The sequence below is a fragment of the Hasllibacter halocynthiae genome (assembly GCF_003003095.1).
Taxonomy (GTDB): Bacteria; Pseudomonadota; Alphaproteobacteria; order Rhodobacterales; family Rhodobacteraceae; genus Hasllibacter; species Hasllibacter halocynthiae.
The window spans coordinates 1,152,229-1,172,075 of record NZ_PVTT01000002.1 but is presented as its reverse complement, the minus strand read 5'-3'; the positions used below and the strand labels follow the sequence as shown (position 1 = coordinate 1,172,075).

The following is a 19,847-nucleotide window of genomic DNA, read 5'->3' as shown; positions in this document are numbered from 1 at the left end:
AACGCGAAGGGCCCCGCCGAAACGGGGCCCGGGCAGGACGCTACGGAAAACTCAGGCCGCGGCGCGGGCCGCCAGGATGTCCTTGCGGACCTTGCGGGCGGCGGGCGAGAGGTCCGTTTCCTTCGCCTTCATCATGAACCCGTCGAGGCCGCCCCGGTGATCCACCGTCCGCAGCGCGGCGGAGGAGACGCGGAACTTGAACGTCCGCCCCAGCGCCTCGGACATCAGCGAGACGTCCTGAAGGTTCGGCAGGAAGCGGCGGCGGGTCTTGTTGTGGGCGTGCGAGACGTTGTTGCCCGTCATCGGGCCTTTGCCGGAGAGTTCGCAGACGCGCGACATGGGGCTCTATCCTCGGGTTCGGGCGCCGGACCCGGCGCAAACGGCGACGGGCGCCCGAACGGCGCCCCGAAAAAGGTCCGCGCGACCTAGACCCCGGCAGCCGAGGCGTCAAGCGCCTCGCGGGCCGCCGCCGCGGGGGCACGGGCGCCCTGCCCGACGGCCCGCCGCAGCGCCTCCGCGCGGGCGGCCGTTCCAGCGTCCGCCGCCAGACGCTCCAGGATCAGGGCGCGCAGCTCGGCGTCGAAGGCCGCCTCGGCCTGCGCCGCCCGCCGGGCCGCCAGCGCACCTGAATCCCTCCGGTCGGCGTGCAGCGCGGCGATCTCCTCCCAGGCCTCGGCGACGCCCCGCCCCTCCAGCGCCGAGAGGGTACGCGCCTTCGGAAAGCCCTCGAGGTCCTCCGCCCCGCGGCGCAGAAGGCGCAGCGCCCCCGCATAGTCCGCCGCCGTCCGCCGGGCCTGCGCGGCGAGGTCCCCGTCCGCCTTGTTCACGAGGACGAGGTCCGCCGCCTCCATGATCCCGCGCTTCACGCCCTGCAGCTCGTCCCCCCCCGCCGGGGCCAGCAGCAGCGCGAACACGTCCGTCAGCCCCGCCACGGCCGTCTCGGACTGGCCGACGCCCACCGTCTCGACGATGGCCACGTCGAAGCCCGCCGCCTCGCAGAGGGCCAGCACCTCGCGCGTGCGCCGCGCGACGCCGCCCAGCGTGGCCTGCGAGGGCGACGGCCGCACGAACGCGCCGGGCTCGCGCGCGAGCCGCTCCATCCGGGTCTTGTCCCCGAGGATGCTGCCACCCGTGCGCGTGCTGGACGGGTCCACCGCCATGACGGCGACCCGGCGCCCCTGCCCCGTCAGATGAAGGCCCAGCGCCTCCACGAAGGTGGACTTGCCGACGCCGGGCGTGCCCGTCAGCCCCAGCCGCAGCGCCCCGCCCGTCCGGGGGGCGAGCCGGTCGAGAAGGCGCGCCGCCCCGTCGCGATGGTCCGCGCGCGACGACTCCACCAGCGTGATCGCCCGGGAGAGGGCGCGCCGGTCGCCCCCGGCGACGGCTTCGGCCAGGGCCTCGACATCCATCGACGAAGGGATGCGGGCGCGCGAGGGCTCTTGCAAGCGTCTCGGCCCGCGCCTGCACCGGCGACGCGCCGACCTTCCAAGATCGTGCCCGCCGGGTCAGAACGCAGCGATGGACCTGCCCGTCGACGCCGCGATCCCGCACGTGCTCGCCGCCCTCGCGCCCGAGGGGGGGCGCTGCGTGCTGCAGGCCCCGCCCGGCGCGGGCAAGACGACCCGCGTGCCGCTGGCGCTGCTAGGCACCTTGCCCGAAGGCCGCATCCTCATGCTCGAGCCGCGCCGCCTCGCCGTGCGCGCCGCGGCCGCGCGCATGGCCGAGACGCTGGGCGAGGAGGTCGGCCGCACCGTCGGCTACGGCATGCGGGGCGAGCGGAAGGTCTCGTGCGCGACCCGGATCGAGGTCGTGACCGAGGGCCTGCTGACCCGCCACCTCCAGTCCGACCCTGCCCTCGAAGACGTCGCCTGCCTCGTATTCGACGAGTTCCACGAACGCTCGCTCGACGCCGACCTGGGCCTCGCCCTCGCGCTGGAGGCCGCCGGGGCGCTGCGCCCGGACCTGCGCCTCCTCGTCATGTCGGCCACCCTCGACGCGGAACCCGTGGCTGCGCTGATCGGCGCGCGGACCGTGACCTCCGAGGGACGCGCCTTCCCCGTCGAGACCCGGTACCGGACCCACCCCCGCCGCACGGGCGAGCGTCGCGGCGACCCCCGCGCCATCGCCGCCCTGACCCGCGAGGCGCTGGCGGAAGAAAGGGGATCGGCCCTCGTCTTCCTGCCCGGCGAGCGGGAGATCAGGGCCTGCGCCGCCGCCCTCGAAGGTTGCGGGGCCGAGGTCATGCCCCTCTACGGCGCGATGCCGCTCGCCGCGCAGCGCCGCGCCGTGGCCCCGGCTAAGGGGCGCAAGGTGGTGCTGGCGACCTCCATCGCCGAGACCTCGCTGACCATCGAGGGGGTGCGGGTCGTCGTGGACGCCGGCCTCGCCCGCCGGGCGCGCTTCGATCCGGGCACGGGCATGGGGCGGCTCGTCACCGAAGCCGCATCGCGCGCCGAGGCCGACCAGCGCCGGGGCCGCGCCGGACGGACCGGTCCGGGGGTCTGCTTCCGCGACTGGACCCGTGCGGAGGAAGGGGCGATGCCCCCCTTCGCCCCCCCGGAGATCGCGACCGCGGACCTGGCGGCGTTGGCCCTGACGCTGGCAGAGTGGGGATCGGACGCCCTGCCCTTCCTCGATCCGCCGGACGAGGGACGGCTCGAGGCGGCGCGCGACCTCCTCCGCGCGCTCGGGGCGCTGAACGGCCGGTCCGTCACCCCCCATGGCCGCGCCATGGCGGCCCTGCCGCTGCACCCGCGCCTCGCCCACATGCTCATCCGTGCGCCGGGATCGGCGCACCTCGCCGCGCTCCTCTCCGAGCGGGACCCCCTGCGGGAGGCCGGCGTCGACCTCGAGGTCCGGCTGCGACGCTGGGGCGATCCCGCCATGGCCCCCGTGCGCCGCGAGGCGAAGCGGCTGGAGCGGCTCCGCCCCGCCGCTGCGCCGCCCCCTCTCGTGCCGGACGGCGACGCATCGCCCTCCGGCCATCCGGGGCGTCCGTCCGCCCCCTCCAGCGGCGGGGCCCTGTCCCTGGCCTTCCCCGACCGGATCGGGCTGCGGCGGAAAGGGGACGAGGCGCGCTGGCTCCTCTCGGGCGGGCGGGGCGCGACCATGCGGGGCGACGAGGCGCTGGCCGGCGAGCGGATGATCGTCGCCGCCGACCTGGACGGCGCGGGCCGGGAGGCGCGGGTCCGCCGGGCGATGACGGTCTCGGAAGCCGAGGTGCGGGCGCTCCATCCGGTCGCGGTCGTCCGGCTCTGCGAATGGGATCGGCGCGCGGGCCGCGTCGTCGCAGCCGAGCGCGAGATGCTCGGCGCCGTCGTCCTCGCGGAGCGGGGCTGGGACGCCCCGCCCGATGCCCTGGCCCGCGCCGCCTTCGAAGGGGTCCGCGCCCTCGGCCTGCCCGGGACGAAGGCCGTCCGCCTCCTGCGGGCCCGCGCCGCGGCGGCCGGGAGGGACCTCTCGGACGAGGCGCTCCTCGCCGATCCCGAATGGCTCCTCCCCTGGCTGGGCGAGGTGCGCGACGCTGGGGCGATCCGCGCGCTCGACATCCGCCCCGCCCTGGAGGCCCGGCTGGGCTGGGAGGGGATGCGCGCCCTCGACGCCGCCGCCCCGCCCGCCTTCGCCACGCCCCTGGGGCGGAAGGTGCCGATCGACTACGGCGGCGAGGTTCCGGGCATCGAGGTTCGTCTGCAGGAGCTGTTCGGCGTGGCGGAGCATCCGCGCGTGGGCGGCGCGCCCCTGCGCGTCACGCTCCTCTCCCCCGCGGGGCGCCCCCTTCAGGTCACTACCGACCTGCCGGGGTTCTGGGCCGGCGAGTACGCGGAGGTCCGCAAGGAGATGCGCGGCCGCTACCCCAAGCATCCCTGGCCGGAGGACCCCGCGGGCGCGGAGCCTACGGTCCGGGCGAAGCGGCGGGGATAGGCGGACCGGTGCCGGCGGGCCGGCGGCTCCCGTGCCTCCGCCCCGGCCCCACTCCTTCCTGCCGCCCATGACGCGCACCCTCGAACCCTCTGCCCACCTCGAAGTCGGCCCGGACCGGGTCTGGAAGGAGGTGAACCGCCTCCGCCTCCGCCTCCACGTGGCCGCGCCGGTGACCCGCTTCCCCCCGGTCGACCTCTCGGCCTTCCCGAAACGGTGGTCCGATGGTGATCACCTCGTGTCCATGCGGCTCGTTGGGTCGTCCCGCTCGGCCGGCAAGTGAACGGCGCCTCGCGCCCTGTGCCGGACGGGGACCGTCGCTTTCCGCTCGACATTGGCCGCAACGCCTCCTTCCGGCGCTGGGACCACCTGATCGCGGTTGGGCCCCGAGGCAGCAGAACCCGCTACACCGACCGGGCGGAGATCGACGGAGCCCGCGCACCCCTTTCGTCGCGGCCTTCGCACGCCGCTTCTACGCCCGCCGGCAGCGGCGGTGGCGGGCGCTGGCGGCGTCCGGCTTCGACTACGGCTGACGGGTCACTCCGGCTCGCCGGCGGGCTGGTCTGAAGGGACGGCGTCGTGGTCGTCCCACCAGGGGCCGTGATGGTCGGTGCCCTCCATGTCCCGCCGCTCGAAGCCGTGGCGGCCGAAGAAGTCGCGCTGGGCCTGGATCAGGTCGGCCGTCCCCCGGCCCCGCCGCAGCGTCTCGAGGTAGTCCAGCGAGGACGACAGCGCCGGCACCGCGATTCCCGCCGACATGGCCGCCGTCACCGTGCGGCGCAGCGCCGGCAACCCTTCGCGGATACGCGTGGTGAACGGCTCGGCCAGCACGAGCGAGCCGTGGGGCAGCCCGCCGCGCACCGCGCCCGCGATCTCGTTCAGCATGGCGGCGCGGATGATGCAGCCGGCGCGCCAGATCTCCGCGATGCGGGCGATGTCGAGCCGCCAGTCGAAATGGTCCGAGGCCGCGCCGAGGAGGTGGATCCCCTGGTCGTAGGCGATGATCTTCGCCGTCAGCAGCGCCTGCTCCAGCACCTCCAGCCCGGGCATCTCGGCGGGCTCGGCCGGCACGTCGATCGCCGCCTTCGCCGCGCGCCGCAGCTCGAGCTGCGCGGACCAGGACCGGGCGGCCACCGCCGCCTCGATGGCCGACGCCGACTGGCCCAGCTTCAGCGCCTCGATCAGGGTCCACCGCCCTGTCCCCTTCTGCCCCGCGCGCCCCAGGATCACGTCCACCGCGGGCTTGCCGGTGCGGTCCGTCGCGGCCAGCACCTCGCCGGTGATCTCCACGAGGTAGCTCTGCAGCGGGCCTTCGTTCCAGCGCCGGAAGACGGGGGCGATGTCGTAGGGGCTCATCCCCCCGCCGTCGCGCAGGATGCCGTAGACGTCGGCGATCATCTGCATGTCGGCGTATTCGATGCCGTTGTGGACGGTCTTGACGAAGTGCCCCGCCCCGTCGGGGCCCAGCCGGTCGACGCAAGGATCCCCCTCGTAGCGCGCCGCGATCGAGCGGAGCATCTCGTCCAGCCGGTCCCAGGCCGCCTTCGTGCCGCCCACCATCATCGAGGGGCCGTTGCGCGCGCCCTCCTCGCCGCCCGAGACGCCCATGCCGACGAAGTTCAGGCCCCGCGCGGCGAAGTCCTTCTCGCGGCGGATGGTGTCGCCGAAATCGGTGTTGCCGCCGTCGATGACGACGTCGCCCTCCTCCAGGAAGGGGCGAAGGCTCTCCAGCGCGTCGTCCACGAACCGGTCGGGCACCATGACGAGGACGGCGCGCGGGCGGCTCAGGGCGCCCATCATCGCGGCGAGGTCGGCATGGGGGGCGATCCGCGCGTCCAGCCCCTCCCTCGCGGCGCGCTCCGCGAGGCGCCGGGCCCCGTCCGGCGCGACGTCGTAGCCTTGGACGTCGTGGCCCTTCGAGGCGAAGTTCAGGGCCAGGGCGGCGCCCATCACCCCCAGGCCGACGATCCCGATCTCGGACATGTGGTCCCTCCCGTGCGTGGTGGGGGGAGGTGTAGGGCGATGGTGGGGGGAGGGGTAGGGCTTACCTTCTAATGGCTCTTCCCATCCCGATCGTTCTCATCACGGTCGGATGCTGGCAACGATGGAAGTATTGGGAAAGCCGCCTGAAGCCGCGAATATATAGAACGAACCGAGCCTGGCGCGAGTATCTCGGCAACACCGAGTATTGATGCAATACTTCCTGCGACCCCAAAAGTTCCGGGCAGTGCGACGATAAAGAAGGCCGAAAAGAACAGTACTCGACCCACATAGATCGAACCATTCTTGATGGCCTGCCTTCGACGCCGACGTAGGACTTCTTTTCGACGCTCATCCATTGTAAATTGGATCGCTTCAGAGAGATCGCGGACCTCACCTCCAATATCACGAAGCAACGTCGCTATATCTTCATCGAAGACCGGTTCACCCTCAGGCGTGCGCACCGACCCCACAGCGTCAGCAGCCTGGAAGAAGTCGTCAGCGGTTATCTCCTCCGAGGCACCATCATCCATTGGAAGCGCCTCGACCTGCTGTGCCTTTGCAAGTGCCTCGCGGAAGTAGAGGCGCATAAGCTCGACATGCTCGGCGGTAAATCCATCAAGTGCGTTCACATCCCAATCGCTGGCAGCCATCCGAAAGTCATCGCTGTTGGCTTGCGCTGCGATGAGCGTACCGAGGCGATGAAGTAGGCGCGGGTTCGGCTTCTCCGAAGCGCAAGACTTCTTGTAACTTCGAAGCGTGGATACCAGACGTGTGGTAGGCGCATTTGCGCTATTTGGAATACTCTCTACGATCAGATCAGCTTGCTCCGCAAGACTCTCGAGAAGGTTCTCCTTGTCTACGGCGAATGCCTCATGATCTTGTGTTCTGTCATCGGTTGAGAAAGGTACCGAAACAATGCGGTTTAGGACTTCGTCATAGGAAAAGTCTGTAAGAGCTGCATTCAGAACCGAGTTCTCGAGCTGGTCTTTGGTATCGACAAGGTCGATACGAACGTTGAGATTCAGCGCGTTTGAAACGCTCTCTATCCGCTCCTTCTCAATATCGAGAACGGCTTTAGAGGCAGAAAGTATCTTGCGGCGCCACTGCCGGCCGGGGTAGGTAACACCGCGCTCCCAATTACCAACAGTACTCTGCGCGCAACCGATTGCCCACCCCCACTGTTCTTGAGACGCCGTTCGCGCCCGAAAAAAGTAGAAAAGGCTTCTGTCAAATAGGTCTTCGTCCTCAAGTTTTCTTACGAATTCCACATACCTTGCATATCGCTCCAAGAAGCTCTTCTTGAGTGACTCGGAAACTCTGCCCCCAAGTGGTGAACGAGCCATCGCCTTCGAAACCTCCTACTTATTAAAGGGATAGTAGGTTGCTAAACCCCCAAACACCACCGCATCACCGCCTTCTGGGCGTGCAGCCTGTTCTCCGCCTCGTCGAACACCACCGAGCGCGGCCCGTCCAGGACCGCGTCCGTGATCTCCTCGCCCCGGTGGGCGGGGAGGCAGTGCATGACCAGGGCCTCCGCCGGGGCGGCTCCCAGCAGCGCCTCGTTCACCTGATAGGGACGCAGGAGGTTGTGGCGGCGCTGGCGGCTCGACTCCGGGTCGCCCATCGAGACCCAGGTGTCCGTCACCACGAGGTCCGCGTCCGCCACCGCGCGGGCCGGGTCCCGCTCCACCCGCACGTCCGCGCCGCGCCCCCGCGCCCACTCGACCACCGAAGGGTCGGGGTCCAGCGCCTCGGGCCCCGAGAAGGTCAGGTCGAAGCCGAACGCCCCGGCCGCATGGAGGAAGGACCGGCAGACGTTGTTGCCGTCCCCCATCCAGGCGACGCGCCGGCCCTCGACGGGGCCGCGCCGCTCCTCGAAGGTCATGACGTCGGCCATCAGCTGGCAGGGATGCGAGGCGTCCGTCAGCCCGTTGATCACCGGCACGGTCGCGGTCTCCGCCAGCTCCTCCAGCGTCTCCTCGCGGAAGGTGCGGATCATGATCAGGTCCACGTAGCGCGACAGCACGCGCGCGGTGTCGGCGACGCTCTCCCCGTGGCCCAGCTGCATGTCCGCGCCCGACAGGGTGATCGGCACCCCGCCGAGCTGCCGCACGCCCACGTCGAACGACACCCGCGTCCGGGTCGAGGGCTTCTCGAAGATCAGCGCGACCATCCGGCCCGCCAGCGCGGGATCGTCGTCGGGCATCCCCTTGGGCCGGACCGCGCGCGCGGCCTTCATGGCGTGGGCGCGGTCGATCATGATCCGCAGGTCCGCGGGGTCGGTCCGGTGGAGGTCGAGGAAATGGGGCATCAGGCGGCCTCCAGGGTGCTGGCGGCGGCGTCGAGGCGGCGCAGGGCTTCCTCCAGGTCGCCTTCTTCGATGTTCAGCGCGGGCAAGAGCCGCAGGACGTCCCCCGCGGCCGGCACGGTCAAGAGCCGCTCGCCCTCGGCGGCCCGGCGGATTTCGGCGTTCGGCACGACGCATTCGAGGCCGAGCATCAGCCCCTGCCCCCGCACGCCGGCGAACACCTCCGGATGGGCGGCGACGAGGCCCTCCAACCCCTGGCGGAACCGGCCGGCCTTGCGCGAGACCTCGGCCAGGAAGGCCGGGTCGCCCACGATCTCCATCACCTTCAGCCCGACGGCGCAGCCCAGCGGGTTGCCCCCGTAGGTCGAGCCGTGCGTCCCGACGGTCATCCCCGCCGCGGCCCCTTCGGCGGCCAGCACCGCGCCCAGCGGAAAGCCCCCGCCGATGCCCTTGGCGACCATCATGACGTCGGGCGCGATCCCGGCCCATTCGTGCGCGAAGAGGCGGCCGGTCCGCCCCATGCCGCACTGCACCTCGTCCAGAACCAGAAGCGCGCCGGTGCGGTCGCACGCCTCGCGCAGGCCCTTGAGGCACCGGTCGGGCATCGCGCGGATGCCGCCCTCGCCCTGGATGGGCTCGACCATCACGGCGGCGACCGACTCGTCGAGGGCGGCGTCCAGCGCCTCGTGGTCGCCCCAGGGCAGGATCTCGAACCCCGGCATGAGCGGCCCGAAGCCCCGGGTCATCTTCCCCGGCCCGGCCGCGGCGATGGCCCCGGTCGAGCGGCCGTGGAACGCCCCCTCGAAGGTCAGGATCGTGGGCCGGTCCTCGCCGAGGTCGGACCAGTGCTTGCGGACCATCTTGATCGCCAGCTCGGCCGATTCCGTGCCCGAGTTGGTAAAGAACGCCGTGTCGGCGAAGGTCGCGTCGACCAGCCGCTCGGCCAAGGCCTGCTGCGGGGCGATCTCGTAAAGGTTGGACAGGTGCCAGACGCGGCCGGCCTGCTCGGTCAGCGCCTCGACGAGCGCCGGATGCGCGTGCCCGAGGCAGTTGGTCGCGATCCCGGCGCCGAGGTCGAGCCAGCGGCTGCCGTCCGCCTCCCGCAGCCAGGAGCCCTCGCCCGACACGAAGGTCAGCGGCGCGCGGTCGTAGGTCGGAAGGATGGCGGGGATCATGGTCGTCTCCGAAGGGTCGATGCGCATAGGGGCGGCTCGCCCGGGCGCGGTCAATGCTGGGAAGGGGGTCTGAGAGAGGGCGCGGCCCGCACGGGGCGCGCGCCGGCGTCGGCGTCAGCGTCGTCGGAGGCGATGCGCGATCATGCCGCGGGGCTAGCGGGACTTCTCCGCCCCGTCCAGCCTGTCGCCCGCGCCCGGCGTCCGCCCGACGTCCGCACGTCGCCGGCAGGGCGCCGTCGCGGCCGCCCCGGTTGTGGCCGCGCCCTTCCGTTCATAAGGTAAGGGCCCGCCCGCGCGCCCGCGCGGCAGGGGGACTTTCAGAGGATTCTCGCGGCGCCCGGACACGCGGCCATGACCTGGCCCCCGCGCCGCGCCGCCAGACGAGGAGCACGGGGCATGTCCTGGACCGACGAACGCGTCGAGACGCTGAAGCGCATGTGGGGCGAGGGGCAGTCCGCCTCGACCATCGCCAAGGAGCTGGGCGGCGTGACCCGCAACGCCGTGATCGGCAAGGTGCATCGCCTGGGCCTGTCGAACCGCAACCAGGGCGCCGCCGTGCCCGAGGCCGCGCCCGCCGCGAAGGCCGGCGCGCCTTCCAGACCCTCCGTCCCCGCCACCGTCCCCGAGTTCGAGGAGCCCGCAACCCGCTCGGCCGAGCCGCCGCGCACCGCGTTGAAGAAGATCATTCCCGCCGGCCAGCCCCTGCCGCCGCAGCCCTCGGCCAACGAGATCTCCGAGGAGGCGCTCGAGAAGGTTCGCGCGGTCGAGAAGGGCGCCGCGCGCCTCGACCTGATGGAGCTGACCGAGCGGACCTGCAAATGGCCGATCGGCGATCCGGCGACCCCGGCCTTCTGGTTCTGCGGCCTGCCCGTCCAGCAGGGCAAGCCCTATTGCGAGGCTCACGTCTCGGTGGCGTTCCAGCCCGCCAACAGCCGCCGCGACCGTCGCCGCTAGAGGTCCGGCGGGGGGGCCGATCCATCCGGGCAGTGGCGGCGCACCTCCGTCGCGCGAAGGCCCGTGGCGCGCAGCAGGCACCGGTTGCGGGCCTCGTAGTAGTAGCCCGACGCGTAGCGCCGCACCGCCCCCGCCTCGTCGCCGCCCGACAGCAGCCATGCCCCCCGCAGGTAGCGGACCGCCCAGCGAAGGTTCGTCTCCGCCCGCAGCAGCTCGCCGGGCGGGCCGCGGTGGCCCATGGTGCGGGCCGTCTGGGGCAGGATCTGCATCATCCCGTAATAGGGCCCGTTCCGCGCGCGGGGGCGGTAGTCCGACTCCCGCTGGATGACCCGGTGGACGAGGCTCCGGGGCACTTCGTGCCGATCGGCGTATCGGTTGACGAGGCGCCTGATCTCAGCCGTCTCGCCGGGGAACAGGGCGGGCGCGGTCGCCTGCCGCGCGACCTCGGGCGCGGCGGGGGCGCAGGCGGCGAGGAGCAGAGCGAGGACGACGGCGCGCATGCCCCCGCCTAGCGCGGCGACGCCCCGCCCGCCAGCGCGGGCCGGGCGCGTCGGCGTCAGGCCGCCACGAAGTCCAGCGCGACGCCGTTGATGCAGTGGCGCAGGCCGGTGGGCGCGGGGCCGTCCTCGAAGATGTGCCCCTGGTGGCCGCCGCAGCGGGCGCAGTGCACCTCCGTGCGGGGATAGATGAGCTTGTAGTCGATCCTCGTGCCCACGGCCTCGGGCGCGATGGGCTGCCAGAAGCTCGGCCAGCCGGTGCCGCTGTCGAACTTGTTCTCGGAGGAGTAGAGCGCGTTGCCGCAGCCCGCGCAGGCGTAGGTCCCGTCCTCCCAGAGCTTGTCGAGCGGCGAGGAGTGGGGCGGCTCGGTCGCCTCCTCGCGCAGCACCGCGAACTCCTCCGGGGTCAGGCGGGCGCGCCATTCGGCTTCGGTGAGGGTGAGGGGGAAGTCCCCTTCCGCGGCCTCGGCCCCGCGCGTGCCGAGCCACCCGGCACCGCCGACGAGGGCAGCGGCCCCCAGCGTCGAGCCTCCGATGATGAGCGAGCGTCTGGTCGGCATGGCGTCCTCCGTTCGTGCCTTCTCGCCGCAGAACGTGGGGCCTCCCCCGCCGTTCGGCGAGGGGCGTTCACGACCCTTTCAACGGCGCTACAGGCCCGCGGCGGCCCGGCGCACGGCGTCGAGGCGGGCGGCGTTGGGCGGATGGGTGCCGAGGAACCGGTCGCCGGGGTCCGGGATGCGCTGGAAGAAGGCCGCGCCCCGCAGCGGATCGAACCCCGCCTCCGCGGCGATGCGCGTGCCTATCGCGTCGGCCTCCAGCTCGAACGTGGGGCCGAAGCGGCGCGCACCGACCAGGGCCCCGGCGCGCGCGAACTCGGCGACGCCGGCCCTGTCCAGCCCCCGCGCCCGGCCGATCGCCACGCCCAGCGCCTGCCCGAACCCCTCCGCCTCGCGCTGCCGGTCGAGATGGCCGGCGATGTGATGCGCCATCTCGTGCCCCAGGATGAAGGCCAGTTCGTCCGCGTTGCGCGCCTCCGCGATCAGCGCGAGCGTCATCCCCACCACCGGCCGGCCCTGCCGGTTCACCGTCTGGAAGGCGTTGGGCGGAACGCCCGGACGGTCGTCCACCACGATCTGGTAGTCGCAGTCCGGGACGTCGCCCTGCGCCCGGCAGAGGGCCTCGGCGACCGGCTCGATCAACTCCACGACCTGCGCGAAGGTGCGTGCCGCGACCCGCGGCGGCAGGCGGTCGGGCACCGCCTCCGCCGAACGGACGACAGGCGCGGGAACGGGCGCGGGAACGGGCGCGCCTGGGGCCAGCGACCCCGCCACAGGTCCGATCACCGGCAGCGGCGCGCAACCGGCCGCGGCCAGCACGGCGCAGAGGGCGGCACGGGGGCCGGCGCGCGGGGCGAAGCGGGCGGCGGCCCGGGCGAAGCTGGCGAACGGCATGGGTCCCCTCCCCTCGTGCCCGGCGGACCCTAGCGCCCCCCGCCCCGAACGCCATGCCCCTGGGCGAAGGCCGGCCCGGGCCCCATATCCCGCCCATGCCCGACGACCCGCATGCGCTCACGGTGATCTACAACGACGAATGCCCCGTCTGCCGCTTCGAGGTGGAGGGCCACCGTCGCGCCGCGCCGGCCACCCGGTTCGTGCCCGTCCGCGGCGCCGACCTCCGCGCCCTCGGCCTGACGGAGGAGCAGGCGCTCCGCCGCCTCCACGCGGTCCGCGGCGGCGAGGTCCTCTCCGGCCTCGACGCCAACCGCGCCATGTGGGCCGAGCGGCCCGCGCTCCGCTGGCTCGCCCGCCTGACGGGCCTGCCGGCCGTGCGCCCCGTCGCCGCCCTGCTCTACGACAGGGCCGCCGCGCCCCTCCTCTACCGGATGCACCTGGCGCGCGGACGCCGGACCAGGGCCGCGCGGGGTTGAAGAGAGGCGCCCGCGCGCTCACCCTGCATCCCATGTTCACCATCGAGCACACCTTCGACGCCACCGTCGTCACCCTCGTCGACGAGGGCGCGGCGCCTCTCGGCGAGGACGTGGTCGTCCATCTCTTCGAGGAAGGCGCCGTCCTGAAGCAGTGGGACGTCCGCCGCAGGGAGGCCGTCTCCGTCGTCCTGTCGGACGCGCAGGTCCGCGACCTCTTCGCCGCGCTGGACCTGCCGGAGGGGGCCTATCGGCGGCAGCCCACCGGACTGCCGCCCAAGGGCTAGCCCCGTCCGCGCGTCCTCGCGGTGCCCTTCTCGGCGGTCTTCTCCAGATGCTCGATCACCTTGCCCGCCACGTCGAGGCCGGTCGCCTTCTCGATCCCCTCCAGCCCGGGGGAGGAGTTGACCTCCATCACCACCGGCCCGTGGTTGGCGCGCAGCATGTCGACGCCGCAGACGTTCAGGCCCATCGCCTTCGCCGCCCGCACCGCCGTCGACCGCTCCTCCGGGGAGAGCTTGATGAGCTGCGCCGACCCGCCCCGGTGGAGGTTCGAGCGGAACTCCCCCTCGGCCCCGGTGCGCTTCATGGCGGCGATCACCTTGCCCCCCACCACGAAGGCGCGGATGTCCGTGCCGCCCGCCTCCTTGATGAACTCCTGCACGAGGATGTTCACGTTGGCGCCCCGGAACGCCTCGATCACCGACTTGGCCGAGCGGTCGGTATCCGCCAGCACCACCCCGATCCCCTGCGTCCCCTCCAGGAGCTTCACGACGAGCGGCGCGCCGCCCGCCAGCTTCAGCACCTCCTCGGTCTGCTTGGGGTCGTGCGCGAAGGTCGTCACGGGCAGCCCGATCCCGTCGCGCGCCATCAGCTGCATGGATCGCAGCTTGTCGCGCGAGCGGCCGATCGCGACGCTCTCGTTCAGAGGGTAGGTGCCCGCGACCTCGAACTGGCGCAGCACCGCGAGGCCGTAGAAGGTGATCGAGGCGCCGATGCGCGGGATCACCGCGTCGTAGCGTGGCAGCTTCTCGCCGTTGTACCAGATCTCGGGCCGGCGCGAGGCGATGTTCATGTAGCAGCGCAGCGTGTCGATCACGTCGATCCCGTGCCCGCGGGCCTCGGCCGCCTCGACCAGCCGCCTGTGGGAGTAGAGGCCCGCGTTCCGGGCCATCATCGCGATCTTCATGCCTTCGCCTCCTTCAGGGGCTCGGTCAGCAGGAACGAATGGCCGCAGTCCAGCAGGATGCCCCGCCCCGCCACGGCCGTCCGCCCCAGGATGACGGGGTGCGTCATGCGTCCCCGGTCGGTCAGCGACAGCTCGATCCGCCAGATCCGGCGGCCCAGCTTCAGCCGCGTGCGCACGAAGACCCGGCTCTCGGGGGTGCCGCCCGTGTTGGTGACGTCCCGCTCGTCATGAAGCGGCAGGCGCATCGTCTCGGGCGCGGGGCGGCCCTTCAGGCGGGCGGGCCGGAACTCGACCCAGTCCTCGCCGTCCACGGTCCGCAGGCGGATGCGCGTGGCGTGGAGCGCGCTGGACCGCGCACCCGAATCGAACTTGCCGGTGAAGGGGGCGGGCAGGATGTCGGGCAGCGCGACGGTCTCGCGCCATCCTATCACCTGCGGCTCGCGCCGTCTGTGCGAGGTATCCATCGCCGCAGGCTAGCGGCCCCCGCGGCGGCCGCAACCCTGCCTACCCCTTCACCGCGCCCGCCGTCAGCCCCGAGACGATCTGGCGCTGGAAGAACAGCACCAGAAGGAACAGCGGCACCGTGGCCGACACCACGGAGGCGACCGCGAACATCACGTTCCCCTCGTTCTGGGTGGACCCGAGGAAGGCCGCGATGCGCGGCACCATGGTCTGGTTCTGCTGGCTCAGCAGCACCGCCGTCACCGCGAAGTCGTTGTAGGCCAGGAGGAACGAGAAGAGGCCCGTCGTGATCACCCCCGGCCACATGACGGGCACGATCACCCGCCGGAACGCCCCGAAGCGCGTGCATCCGTCGACCATCGCGCTCTCGTCGAGGTCCTTGGGGATGTTCAGGAAGAACGAGTGCAGCATCCACAAGGTGAAGGGCTGGTTGATCGCGACGAGCACGATGATCGTCGTCGGCAGCGCCCCCCAGATGCCCCATTCGAAGAAGGGCAGCAGGTAGCCCGAGACCAGCGTGATGTGCGGCATCGCCCTGAAGAGGAGCGCGACCATGAGGAGGACGAACGCGTATCTCTTGCCCGACCGCGCCAGCGCGTAGCCTCCGAGCGTGCCGAAGGTCAGGCTGATGGCGACGACGCAGACCACCACGATCAGGGTGTTGAGGGCGTTCCGCCAGAACTCCTCCTGGACCCAGGCCCCCTCGTAGCCGTCCAAGGTGAAGGGGCTGCCGGTCTGGGCCTCGGTGAACCGCCCCGTCAGCGCGTTCTTCCAGTCGGCGAGCGAGAAGAAGTCCGCCTGCACCTTGAAGCTGCCCCAGAGGGTCCAGAGGAACGGGAAGGCCGCCGCGATCAGCCAGATCACCAGGAAGAGGATCGAGATCGTCGTCGCGGCCCCCGACCGCCGCATCGCGCGTGACGCCATCGGCCCGCCCCTTCCCTAGTGCCCGTGCCGGCGCTTGAAGTCGCGCCAGGACCGGATTGCGACCGGCGTCACGAGGATGCCGATCCCGATGATCGTCAGCAGCGACGTCGCCGCCGCCGATCCGAAGAGGGGCACGTCGCCCCCGCGAAGGTCGTTGTAGACGGCGAAGGACAGCGAGGTCGCCACCGCCTGGCTGTTGAAGGCCACGACCGGCTCGAGGACGCGGAAGTTGTCCATCAGCTGGATCAGCGTCACGAAGACCACGAGCGGCATCAGGTGCGGCACGACCACGTACCGCACCCGCTCGAAGCGCGAGGCGCCGTCGAGGACGGCAGCCTCCATCGTCTCCTCCGGGACGGACTGGAGGCCGGCGTAGAAGACGATGAAAGCCATGGGCGCGCTGTGCCAGATCCCGTAGGCGAAGAGCGTCAGCCAGGTCAGCGTCCCGCTCGCCCTCAGCGAGAGGTCCGGGTCGCCCGTCAGGTTGACGAGGGCGGTGCCCAGGATGCCGCGGCTGTCCAGCATCCAGTAGAGCACGAGCGCCCCGATCAGCGGCGTCACGATCATCGGCAGGAGCGTGACGAAGATCGTCGGCCCCTTCAGCACCTTGGGCAGCGCGTTCACCCCCAGCGCGATCACGAGACCCAGCAGCAGGCAGAGCGGCGTGACCACGGCCGTGTAGGCCAGCGTGAAGGCCAGCGCCTTGTAGAAGGGCAGGTTCATCACCCGCCCGAGGAAGTCGCCGATCCCGTCCGAGGCGCGCCATGCCAGCGACACCGCGTCCGCCGCGAGGTGGTTGCGGTCGAGATAGGTGGACAGGCCCACGAACCGCCCGAGCGGCTGCTCGTCGCGCAGGGCCTGCGTCGCGGCGTTGTCGACCTGGGTGACGGTGGTGCAGCCGGCCAGCGGCACGCAGTTCTCGACCTCGACCAGGATCTGCTCGTGCTCGACGTGCAGCGACTGGACGACGACCGAGACGATCGGCAGCGCGATGAACAGGATCATCGCCAGCAGCGACGGCCCTATGAACTTCAGGAATGTGCTGTTCGGCATGGCGGCCCCCTGCCCCGGGTCGCGAAGAAGGCGGGCGGGCCGCCGGCGGCCCGCCCGGCCCCGTTACTCCAGGAAGCCCTGCTCGCGCGCGGCGGCCTCGTAGGCGGCCCCGACGTCGGCCAGCGCCTGCTCGGCGCTCTCGTTGCCCTGCATGAAGTCCGACAGCTCGTTGCCCAGCGCGGTGTGCAGGAGGCCCATGTAGGGGACCATCGGATAGGGCCGCGCGCCGGCCGCGGCGGTGGCGGCGACGCCCGCGGCGGCCTTGCCGGGCTCGAAGCCCTCGATCAGCCAGACGGCGGCGTCCTCGTTGCCCTCGAGGACGGCGGGCTCGATCCCGCTCGCCATGGCCACGAAGGTCGCCTCCGCGTCCTCGTCCGAGACGTTGGACGCGATGGTGAACCCGTCCCACCAGAGGGTCGAGGCCGGGATTCCCGTCTCGCCCACCGTGGGCGCGGCGGCCAGGACGGTCGCCTCGCGGATCTCCTCGGGGGTGTCCTCGCCCAGGATCTCGGTCGCGCGGCTGCCCCAGAGGATCCCGACCGCCGCCTCGTCCGCCGCCCAGAGCGCGGAGGTCGCGTTGGAATCGTAGGTCAGGAAGTCCGGGCCGGCATACTCGTTCAGCGCGGCCATCATCTCCAGCGCGGCGACGCCCGCCTCGTTGTCGATGGCGAGGTTCGCGGTCCCCGGCTCGAAGAACTCGCCCCCGTAGCCGGAGTACATGTTCACGAACTCCTCCGCGAGGTTCCAGCCGACGGCGGTGTTGGCGACGAACGGGTCCTCCATGATCCCGGCCTCGCGGATGGCCTCGAGAAGGTCCAGAACCTCCTCGTAGGTGGTCGGCACCTCCATCCCGACCTCGTCCAGGATGTCCTGGCGCACGAAGAGGTGCTGGGCGTTCGCCATGAACGCCACCGCCATCGCCTGCCCGTCCACAGTGATGACCTGCGCGGGCGAGATCACGCCCTCGCCGTGCTCGGCGATCAGGTCGTCGAGCGGGCGCACCAGCCCCTCGTTCAGCAGCGGCACGAGCGTCCCGTTGGCCACCACGGCCGAGGTGTACTCGGCCGGGTTCGCGGTCAGCGCGGGCACCTGGATGTTCTTGTGCTCGGTCGTGAGGTTCTGCTGGTACTGCACGTCCGAGGCGCATTCCGCCGCGCGGGCGACCACGGCCTGGATGGCCGGGAACTCGTTCCCGAGGACGCTGACCCGCCCCTCGTCGAGCGGGCAGGAGGCGTCGGCGAGCGCGCCCCCCGCGATCAGCGCGAGCGCGGCGGCGCCCGAAAGGGTGTTGTGGACGGTCATTGCGAGACTCCCCGTTGCGATCCGTCCGCGCGCTCGTGAGGCGGCGCGCGGTCCGGCGTGACCTTGCGGCGTCCGGTGCGGAAGGCCAAGCCCCCGACCGGTCGAGCAGCAGCGAAGCACGTCCTGCACACGTTTGCAAAGCCAGAAAGACGGGCGGGCGGGACGGGTCGCGGGGGCGGGTCGCGGGACGGGCGGGGTTGGTGGCGCTGCAGGGACTCGAACCCCGGACACAAGGATTATGATTCCTCTGCTCTAACCAACTGAGCTACAGCGCCTCCGGGCGCGGCAGGTATGCCGGGCGCACGGGGGCGTCAAGCCGCGTCCCCGCCCTTCCCCGGCCCCCCGCTTCCCCGGCCCCCCGCCGCGCGCCCGCCGCGCTGGCCCTCCGGGCGCCTTCGCGGCATGGTCCCGGCCATGTCCCTGCTCGAAGACCTCCGCGCCGATCTCGGCCCCGCCCACGTCCTGACCGGCGAGGAGGCCGCGCCCTACGCCACCGACTGGACGAAGGCGTATCGCGGCGCCCCCCTCGCCGTCGCGCGCCCCGCCTCGACCGAAGGGGTCTCGGCCGTGCTGCGCCGCGCCCACGCGGCCGGGACGCCCGTCGTCCCCGTCGCGGGCAACACCGGCCTCGCGGGCGGCACCATGGCCGAAGGGGCGGTGATGCTCTCGCTCGCGCGGATGGGCCGCATCCGCGAGGTCAGGCCCGCGGCCCGCGTCGCCGTGGTCGAGGCCGGCGTGGTCCTCGCCCGCCTCCACGAGGCCGCCGAGGCCGAGGGCCTCGTCTTCCCGCTGACCTTCGGCGCGAAGGGCTCGGCGATGATCGGCGGGGTGCTGTCCACCAACGCGGGCGGCTCGAACGTCCTGCGCTACGGCGGCCTGCGCGGCATGTGCCTCGGGGTCGAGGCGGTGATGGCCGACGGGCGCGTCCTCGACCTGATGGGCGCGGTCCACAAGGACAACACCGGCTACGCGCTGAAGGACCTCCTGATCGGGGCGGAAGGCACGCTGGGGATCATCACGGCCGCCACGCTGAAGCTCTTCCCGAAGCCCCGCGCCTACGCCACCGCGACGGTCGCGGCGCCGTCGGTGAAGGGCGCCCTGACCCTCCTGCACCGGCTGCAGGACGCCACGGGCGGCGCGGTCGAGTGCTTCGAGTACATGCCCCGCCACTACGTCGAGCAGCACATCGCGCACATGGACGGCGCCGAGCCCTTCGAGGCGCCCCACGAGGTCAACCTCCTCGTCGAGGTCGGCGCCACCGCCCCCCGCGACGCGGAGCCGGACGAGGGCGGCGCCGTCCCCGTGCAGGAGACGCTGGCCGCGACCCTCGCCGCCATGATCGAGCGGGGCGAGGTGCTGGACGCGGTGGTCGCCTCCTCCGAGACCCAGCGCCGCGCGATGTGGGCGCGGCGCGAGGCGGCGGGCGAGCTGATGCTCCATGTCGGGCGGCTCCTGAACCTCGACGTGGCCCTGCCCCTCGACCGGGTGGAGGACTTCCTCGAGCGGGCGGAGGAAGGGCGCCGCAGGATCGACCCGGGGGCGAAGCTCTCCATCGTCTCGCACCTGGGCGACGGCAACGTCCACTGGACCGTCTGCCCGACCGACCCCGCCCGCGACGTCCCCCTGACCGAGATGGTCGAGGACGCCGTGGCCGCGCTCGGCGGCTCCTTCTCGGCCGAGCACGGGATCGGGCTGGCCAAGCGCGGCACCATGGCCCGCCGAAAGGACCCCGTCGCCCTCGACGCGATGCGCGCGATCAAGGCCGCGCTCGACCCGAAGGGCATCCTCAACCCCGGCAAGGTCCTGCCCGACTAGGCAGCGATTTCCCCCCTTCGGGGCGATCCGTCCCGATCTCGAAGGAAGTGGGGGGCCGGCCGCAGCGGTGCACGCCACGATCGGCGGCGCGCCCCTCCCCCAGCCGAGGCCTCCGGCGGGCGTATTCGGGCCCGATCGAACGGGGGCCCCAGGCTCGCCGGCGCCGCAATCGGCACGCCCCCAACGGAGAGTGGGCACCCAAGGGCCGCCCAGCAACCGGAGGGGACGCCGCCTTTCGACGTCGGCGGTCATCGGCTCTCCAGCCTGTACCGCGCGGTCATCTTGGGCGCGCGAGGTCAAGGAAGGATGAACGGCCCTTTCGATCGAGCCCAAGTACTCCCGC

Annotated in this window: 20 protein-coding genes and 1 tRNA gene; 6 read left to right on the top strand and 15 right to left on the bottom strand. The window is 72.2% G+C overall.

The features are described 5' to 3' along the window. Window positions 1–51: 51 nt before the first annotated feature. The gene (rpmB, locus tag BCF33_RS12810) at window positions 52–339 is read right to left on the bottom strand and encodes a 50S ribosomal protein L28 (RefSeq protein ID WP_106161279.1); all 288 of its coding nucleotides are present in this window, start codon (window positions 337–339) and stop codon (window positions 52–54) included. A gap of 86 nt (window positions 340–425) precedes the next feature. Beyond that, entirely contained in the window at window positions 426–1,409 is a 984-nt protein-coding gene (gene meaB, locus BCF33_RS12805) for a methylmalonyl Co-A mutase-associated GTPase MeaB (protein WP_106161278.1), read from the bottom strand. Window positions 1,410–1,518: 109 nt separating this feature from the next. Here meaB and hrpB point away from each other — a divergent pair, with 109 nt between their 5' ends. Both hrpB and BCF33_RS13945 read left to right on the top strand, forming a co-directional pair. Next, complete coding sequence (gene hrpB / locus BCF33_RS12800; protein WP_106161277.1) at window positions 1,519–3,921, top strand: ATP-dependent helicase HrpB; 2,403 nt, start codon at window positions 1,519–1,521, stop codon at window positions 3,919–3,921. 67 nt (window positions 3,922–3,988) lie between these two features. Continuing rightward, window positions 3,989–4,201 (top strand): hypothetical protein, encoded by a 213-nt coding sequence (locus BCF33_RS13945; protein ID WP_146132819.1) that lies wholly within the window; start codon window positions 3,989–3,991, stop codon window positions 4,199–4,201. A 254-nt stretch (window positions 4,202–4,455) separates the two neighbouring features. Here the strand turns inward: BCF33_RS13945 and gndA are convergent, their stop codons facing one another. From gndA to BCF33_RS12775, 4 genes are all read right to left on the bottom strand, one after another. After that, window positions 4,456–5,901 (bottom strand): NADP-dependent phosphogluconate dehydrogenase, encoded by a 1,446-nt coding sequence (gene gndA, locus BCF33_RS12790; protein WP_106161275.1) that lies wholly within the window; start codon window positions 5,899–5,901, stop codon window positions 4,456–4,458. 68 nt (window positions 5,902–5,969) lie between these two features. Then, window positions 5,970–7,169 (bottom strand): hypothetical protein, encoded by a 1,200-nt coding sequence (locus BCF33_RS13940; RefSeq protein ID WP_146132818.1) that lies wholly within the window; start codon window positions 7,167–7,169, stop codon window positions 5,970–5,972. Window positions 7,170–7,285: 116 nt separating this feature from the next. Then, entirely contained in the window at window positions 7,286–8,212 is a 927-nt protein-coding gene (gene argF / locus BCF33_RS12780; RefSeq protein WP_106161273.1) for an ornithine carbamoyltransferase, read from the bottom strand. Beyond that, on the bottom strand, window positions 8,212–9,384 hold the full coding sequence (locus tag BCF33_RS12775; protein WP_106161672.1) for an aspartate aminotransferase family protein: 1,173 nt from the start codon (window positions 9,382–9,384) through the stop codon (window positions 8,212–8,214). Before BCF33_RS12775 ends, argF begins: the two co-directional genes overlap by 1 nt. Window positions 9,385–9,780: 396 nt before the next feature. Here BCF33_RS12775 and BCF33_RS12770 point away from each other — a divergent pair, with 396 nt between their 5' ends. Then, on the top strand, window positions 9,781–10,338 hold the full coding sequence (locus BCF33_RS12770) for a GcrA family cell cycle regulator (RefSeq protein ID WP_106161272.1): 558 nt from the start codon (window positions 9,781–9,783) through the stop codon (window positions 10,336–10,338). On the opposite strand, the gene BCF33_RS12765 is transcribed toward BCF33_RS12770, so the two are convergent. The 3 genes from BCF33_RS12765 to BCF33_RS12755 all read right to left on the bottom strand — a co-directional run bounded on the left by BCF33_RS12765 (window position 10,335) and on the right by BCF33_RS12755 (window position 12,286). After that, complete coding sequence (locus BCF33_RS12765; protein WP_106161271.1) at window positions 10,335–10,838, bottom strand: lytic transglycosylase domain-containing protein; 504 nt, start codon at window positions 10,836–10,838, stop codon at window positions 10,335–10,337. The two genes, BCF33_RS12770 and BCF33_RS12765, sit on opposite strands and share 4 nt — an antisense overlap. Before the next feature lie 56 nt (window positions 10,839–10,894). Beyond that, window positions 10,895–11,395, bottom strand: coding sequence for a peptide-methionine (R)-S-oxide reductase MsrB (gene msrB / locus BCF33_RS12760; RefSeq protein ID WP_106161270.1), 501 nt, complete (start codon window positions 11,393–11,395; stop codon window positions 10,895–10,897). 87 nt (window positions 11,396–11,482) lie between these two features. Next, on the bottom strand, window positions 11,483–12,286 hold the full coding sequence (locus BCF33_RS12755; protein WP_106161269.1) for a M48 family metallopeptidase: 804 nt from the start codon (window positions 12,284–12,286) through the stop codon (window positions 11,483–11,485). Window positions 12,287–12,381: 95 nt separating this feature from the next. On the opposite strand from BCF33_RS12755, the gene BCF33_RS12750 reads away from it, so the two are divergent. Both BCF33_RS12750 and BCF33_RS12745 read left to right on the top strand, forming a co-directional pair. After that, on the top strand, window positions 12,382–12,762 hold the full coding sequence (locus tag BCF33_RS12750) for a thiol-disulfide oxidoreductase DCC family protein (RefSeq protein WP_158259423.1): 381 nt from the start codon (window positions 12,382–12,384) through the stop codon (window positions 12,760–12,762). 32 nt (window positions 12,763–12,794) lie between these two features. After that, complete coding sequence (locus tag BCF33_RS12745; protein ID WP_106161670.1) at window positions 12,795–13,046, top strand: hypothetical protein; 252 nt, start codon at window positions 12,795–12,797, stop codon at window positions 13,044–13,046. Here BCF33_RS12745 and rimK read toward each other — a convergent pair. The 6 genes from rimK to BCF33_RS12715 form a co-directional block, all read right to left on the bottom strand. Continuing rightward, a complete protein-coding gene (gene rimK / locus BCF33_RS12740; protein ID WP_106161267.1) occupies window positions 13,043–13,948 on the bottom strand; it encodes a 30S ribosomal protein S6--L-glutamate ligase in 906 nt (301 codons plus the stop codon). The two genes, BCF33_RS12745 and rimK, sit on opposite strands and share 4 nt — an antisense overlap. Then, entirely contained in the window at window positions 13,945–14,412 is a 468-nt protein-coding gene (locus BCF33_RS12735) for an ATP-dependent zinc protease family protein (protein ID WP_106161266.1), read from the bottom strand. Before BCF33_RS12735 ends, rimK begins: the two co-directional genes overlap by 4 nt. 40 nt (window positions 14,413–14,452) lie before the next feature. Beyond that, window positions 14,453–15,334 carry a carbohydrate ABC transporter permease gene (locus tag BCF33_RS12730; RefSeq protein ID WP_106161265.1) on the bottom strand — a complete coding sequence of 294 codons (882 nt, stop codon included), beginning with the start codon at window positions 15,332–15,334 and terminating at the stop codon, window positions 14,453–14,455. Window positions 15,335–15,349: 15 nt separating this feature from the next. Further along, on the bottom strand, window positions 15,350–16,387 hold the full coding sequence (locus BCF33_RS12725) for a carbohydrate ABC transporter permease (RefSeq protein ID WP_106161264.1): 1,038 nt from the start codon (window positions 16,385–16,387) through the stop codon (window positions 15,350–15,352). A 63-nt stretch (window positions 16,388–16,450) separates the two neighbouring features. Beyond that, entirely contained in the window at window positions 16,451–17,689 is a 1,239-nt protein-coding gene (locus BCF33_RS12720) for an ABC transporter substrate-binding protein (protein WP_106161263.1), read from the bottom strand. Between the two features lie 198 nt (window positions 17,690–17,887). Further along, window positions 17,888–17,964, bottom strand: a tRNA-Met gene (locus BCF33_RS12715). A 139-nt stretch (window positions 17,965–18,103) separates the two neighbouring features. Here BCF33_RS12715 and BCF33_RS12710 point away from each other — a divergent pair. Continuing rightward, window positions 18,104–19,504 (top strand): FAD-binding oxidoreductase, encoded by a 1,401-nt coding sequence (locus BCF33_RS12710; RefSeq protein WP_106161262.1) that lies wholly within the window; start codon window positions 18,104–18,106, stop codon window positions 19,502–19,504. Window positions 19,505–19,847: the final 343 nt, after the last annotated feature.

Coding starts and splice junctions, on each gene's coding strand:
- rpmB (WP_106161279.1), bottom strand. CDS start 339: ATGTCGCGCGTCTGCGAACTCTCCGGCAAAGGCCCGATGACGGGCAAC.
- meaB (WP_106161278.1), bottom strand. CDS start 1,409: ATGGATGTCGAGGCCCTGGCCGAAGCCGTCGCCGGGGGCGACCGGCGC.
- hrpB (WP_106161277.1), top strand. CDS start 1,519: ATGGACCTGCCCGTCGACGCCGCGATCCCGCACGTGCTCGCCGCCCTC.
- BCF33_RS13945 (WP_146132819.1), top strand. CDS start 3,989: ATGACGCGCACCCTCGAACCCTCTGCCCACCTCGAAGTCGGCCCGGAC.
- gndA (WP_106161275.1), bottom strand. CDS start 5,901: ATGTCCGAGATCGGGATCGTCGGCCTGGGGGTGATGGGCGCCGCCCTG.
- argF (WP_106161273.1), bottom strand. CDS start 8,212: ATGCCCCATTTCCTCGACCTCCACCGGACCGACCCCGCGGACCTGCGG.
- BCF33_RS12775 (WP_106161672.1), bottom strand. CDS start 9,384: ATGATCCCCGCCATCCTTCCGACCTACGACCGCGCGCCGCTGACCTTC.
- BCF33_RS12770 (WP_106161272.1), top strand. CDS start 9,781: ATGTCCTGGACCGACGAACGCGTCGAGACGCTGAAGCGCATGTGGGGC.
- BCF33_RS12765 (WP_106161271.1), bottom strand. CDS start 10,838: ATGCGCGCCGTCGTCCTCGCTCTGCTCCTCGCCGCCTGCGCCCCCGCC.
- msrB (WP_106161270.1), bottom strand. CDS start 11,395: ATGCCGACCAGACGCTCGCTCATCATCGGAGGCTCGACGCTGGGGGCC.
- BCF33_RS12755 (WP_106161269.1), bottom strand. CDS start 12,286: ATGCCGTTCGCCAGCTTCGCCCGGGCCGCCGCCCGCTTCGCCCCGCGC.
- BCF33_RS12750 (WP_158259423.1), top strand. CDS start 12,382: ATGCCCGACGACCCGCATGCGCTCACGGTGATCTACAACGACGAATGC.
- BCF33_RS12745 (WP_106161670.1), top strand. CDS start 12,795: ATGTTCACCATCGAGCACACCTTCGACGCCACCGTCGTCACCCTCGTC.
- rimK (WP_106161267.1), bottom strand. CDS start 13,948: ATGAAGATCGCGATGATGGCCCGGAACGCGGGCCTCTACTCCCACAGG.
- BCF33_RS12735 (WP_106161266.1), bottom strand. CDS start 14,412: ATGGATACCTCGCACAGACGGCGCGAGCCGCAGGTGATAGGATGGCGC.
- BCF33_RS12730 (WP_106161265.1), bottom strand. CDS start 15,334: ATGGCGTCACGCGCGATGCGGCGGTCGGGGGCCGCGACGACGATCTCG.
- BCF33_RS12725 (WP_106161264.1), bottom strand. CDS start 16,387: ATGCCGAACAGCACATTCCTGAAGTTCATAGGGCCGTCGCTGCTGGCG.
- BCF33_RS12720 (WP_106161263.1), bottom strand. CDS start 17,689: ATGACCGTCCACAACACCCTTTCGGGCGCCGCCGCGCTCGCGCTGATC.
- BCF33_RS12710 (WP_106161262.1), top strand. CDS start 18,104: ATGTCCCTGCTCGAAGACCTCCGCGCCGATCTCGGCCCCGCCCACGTC.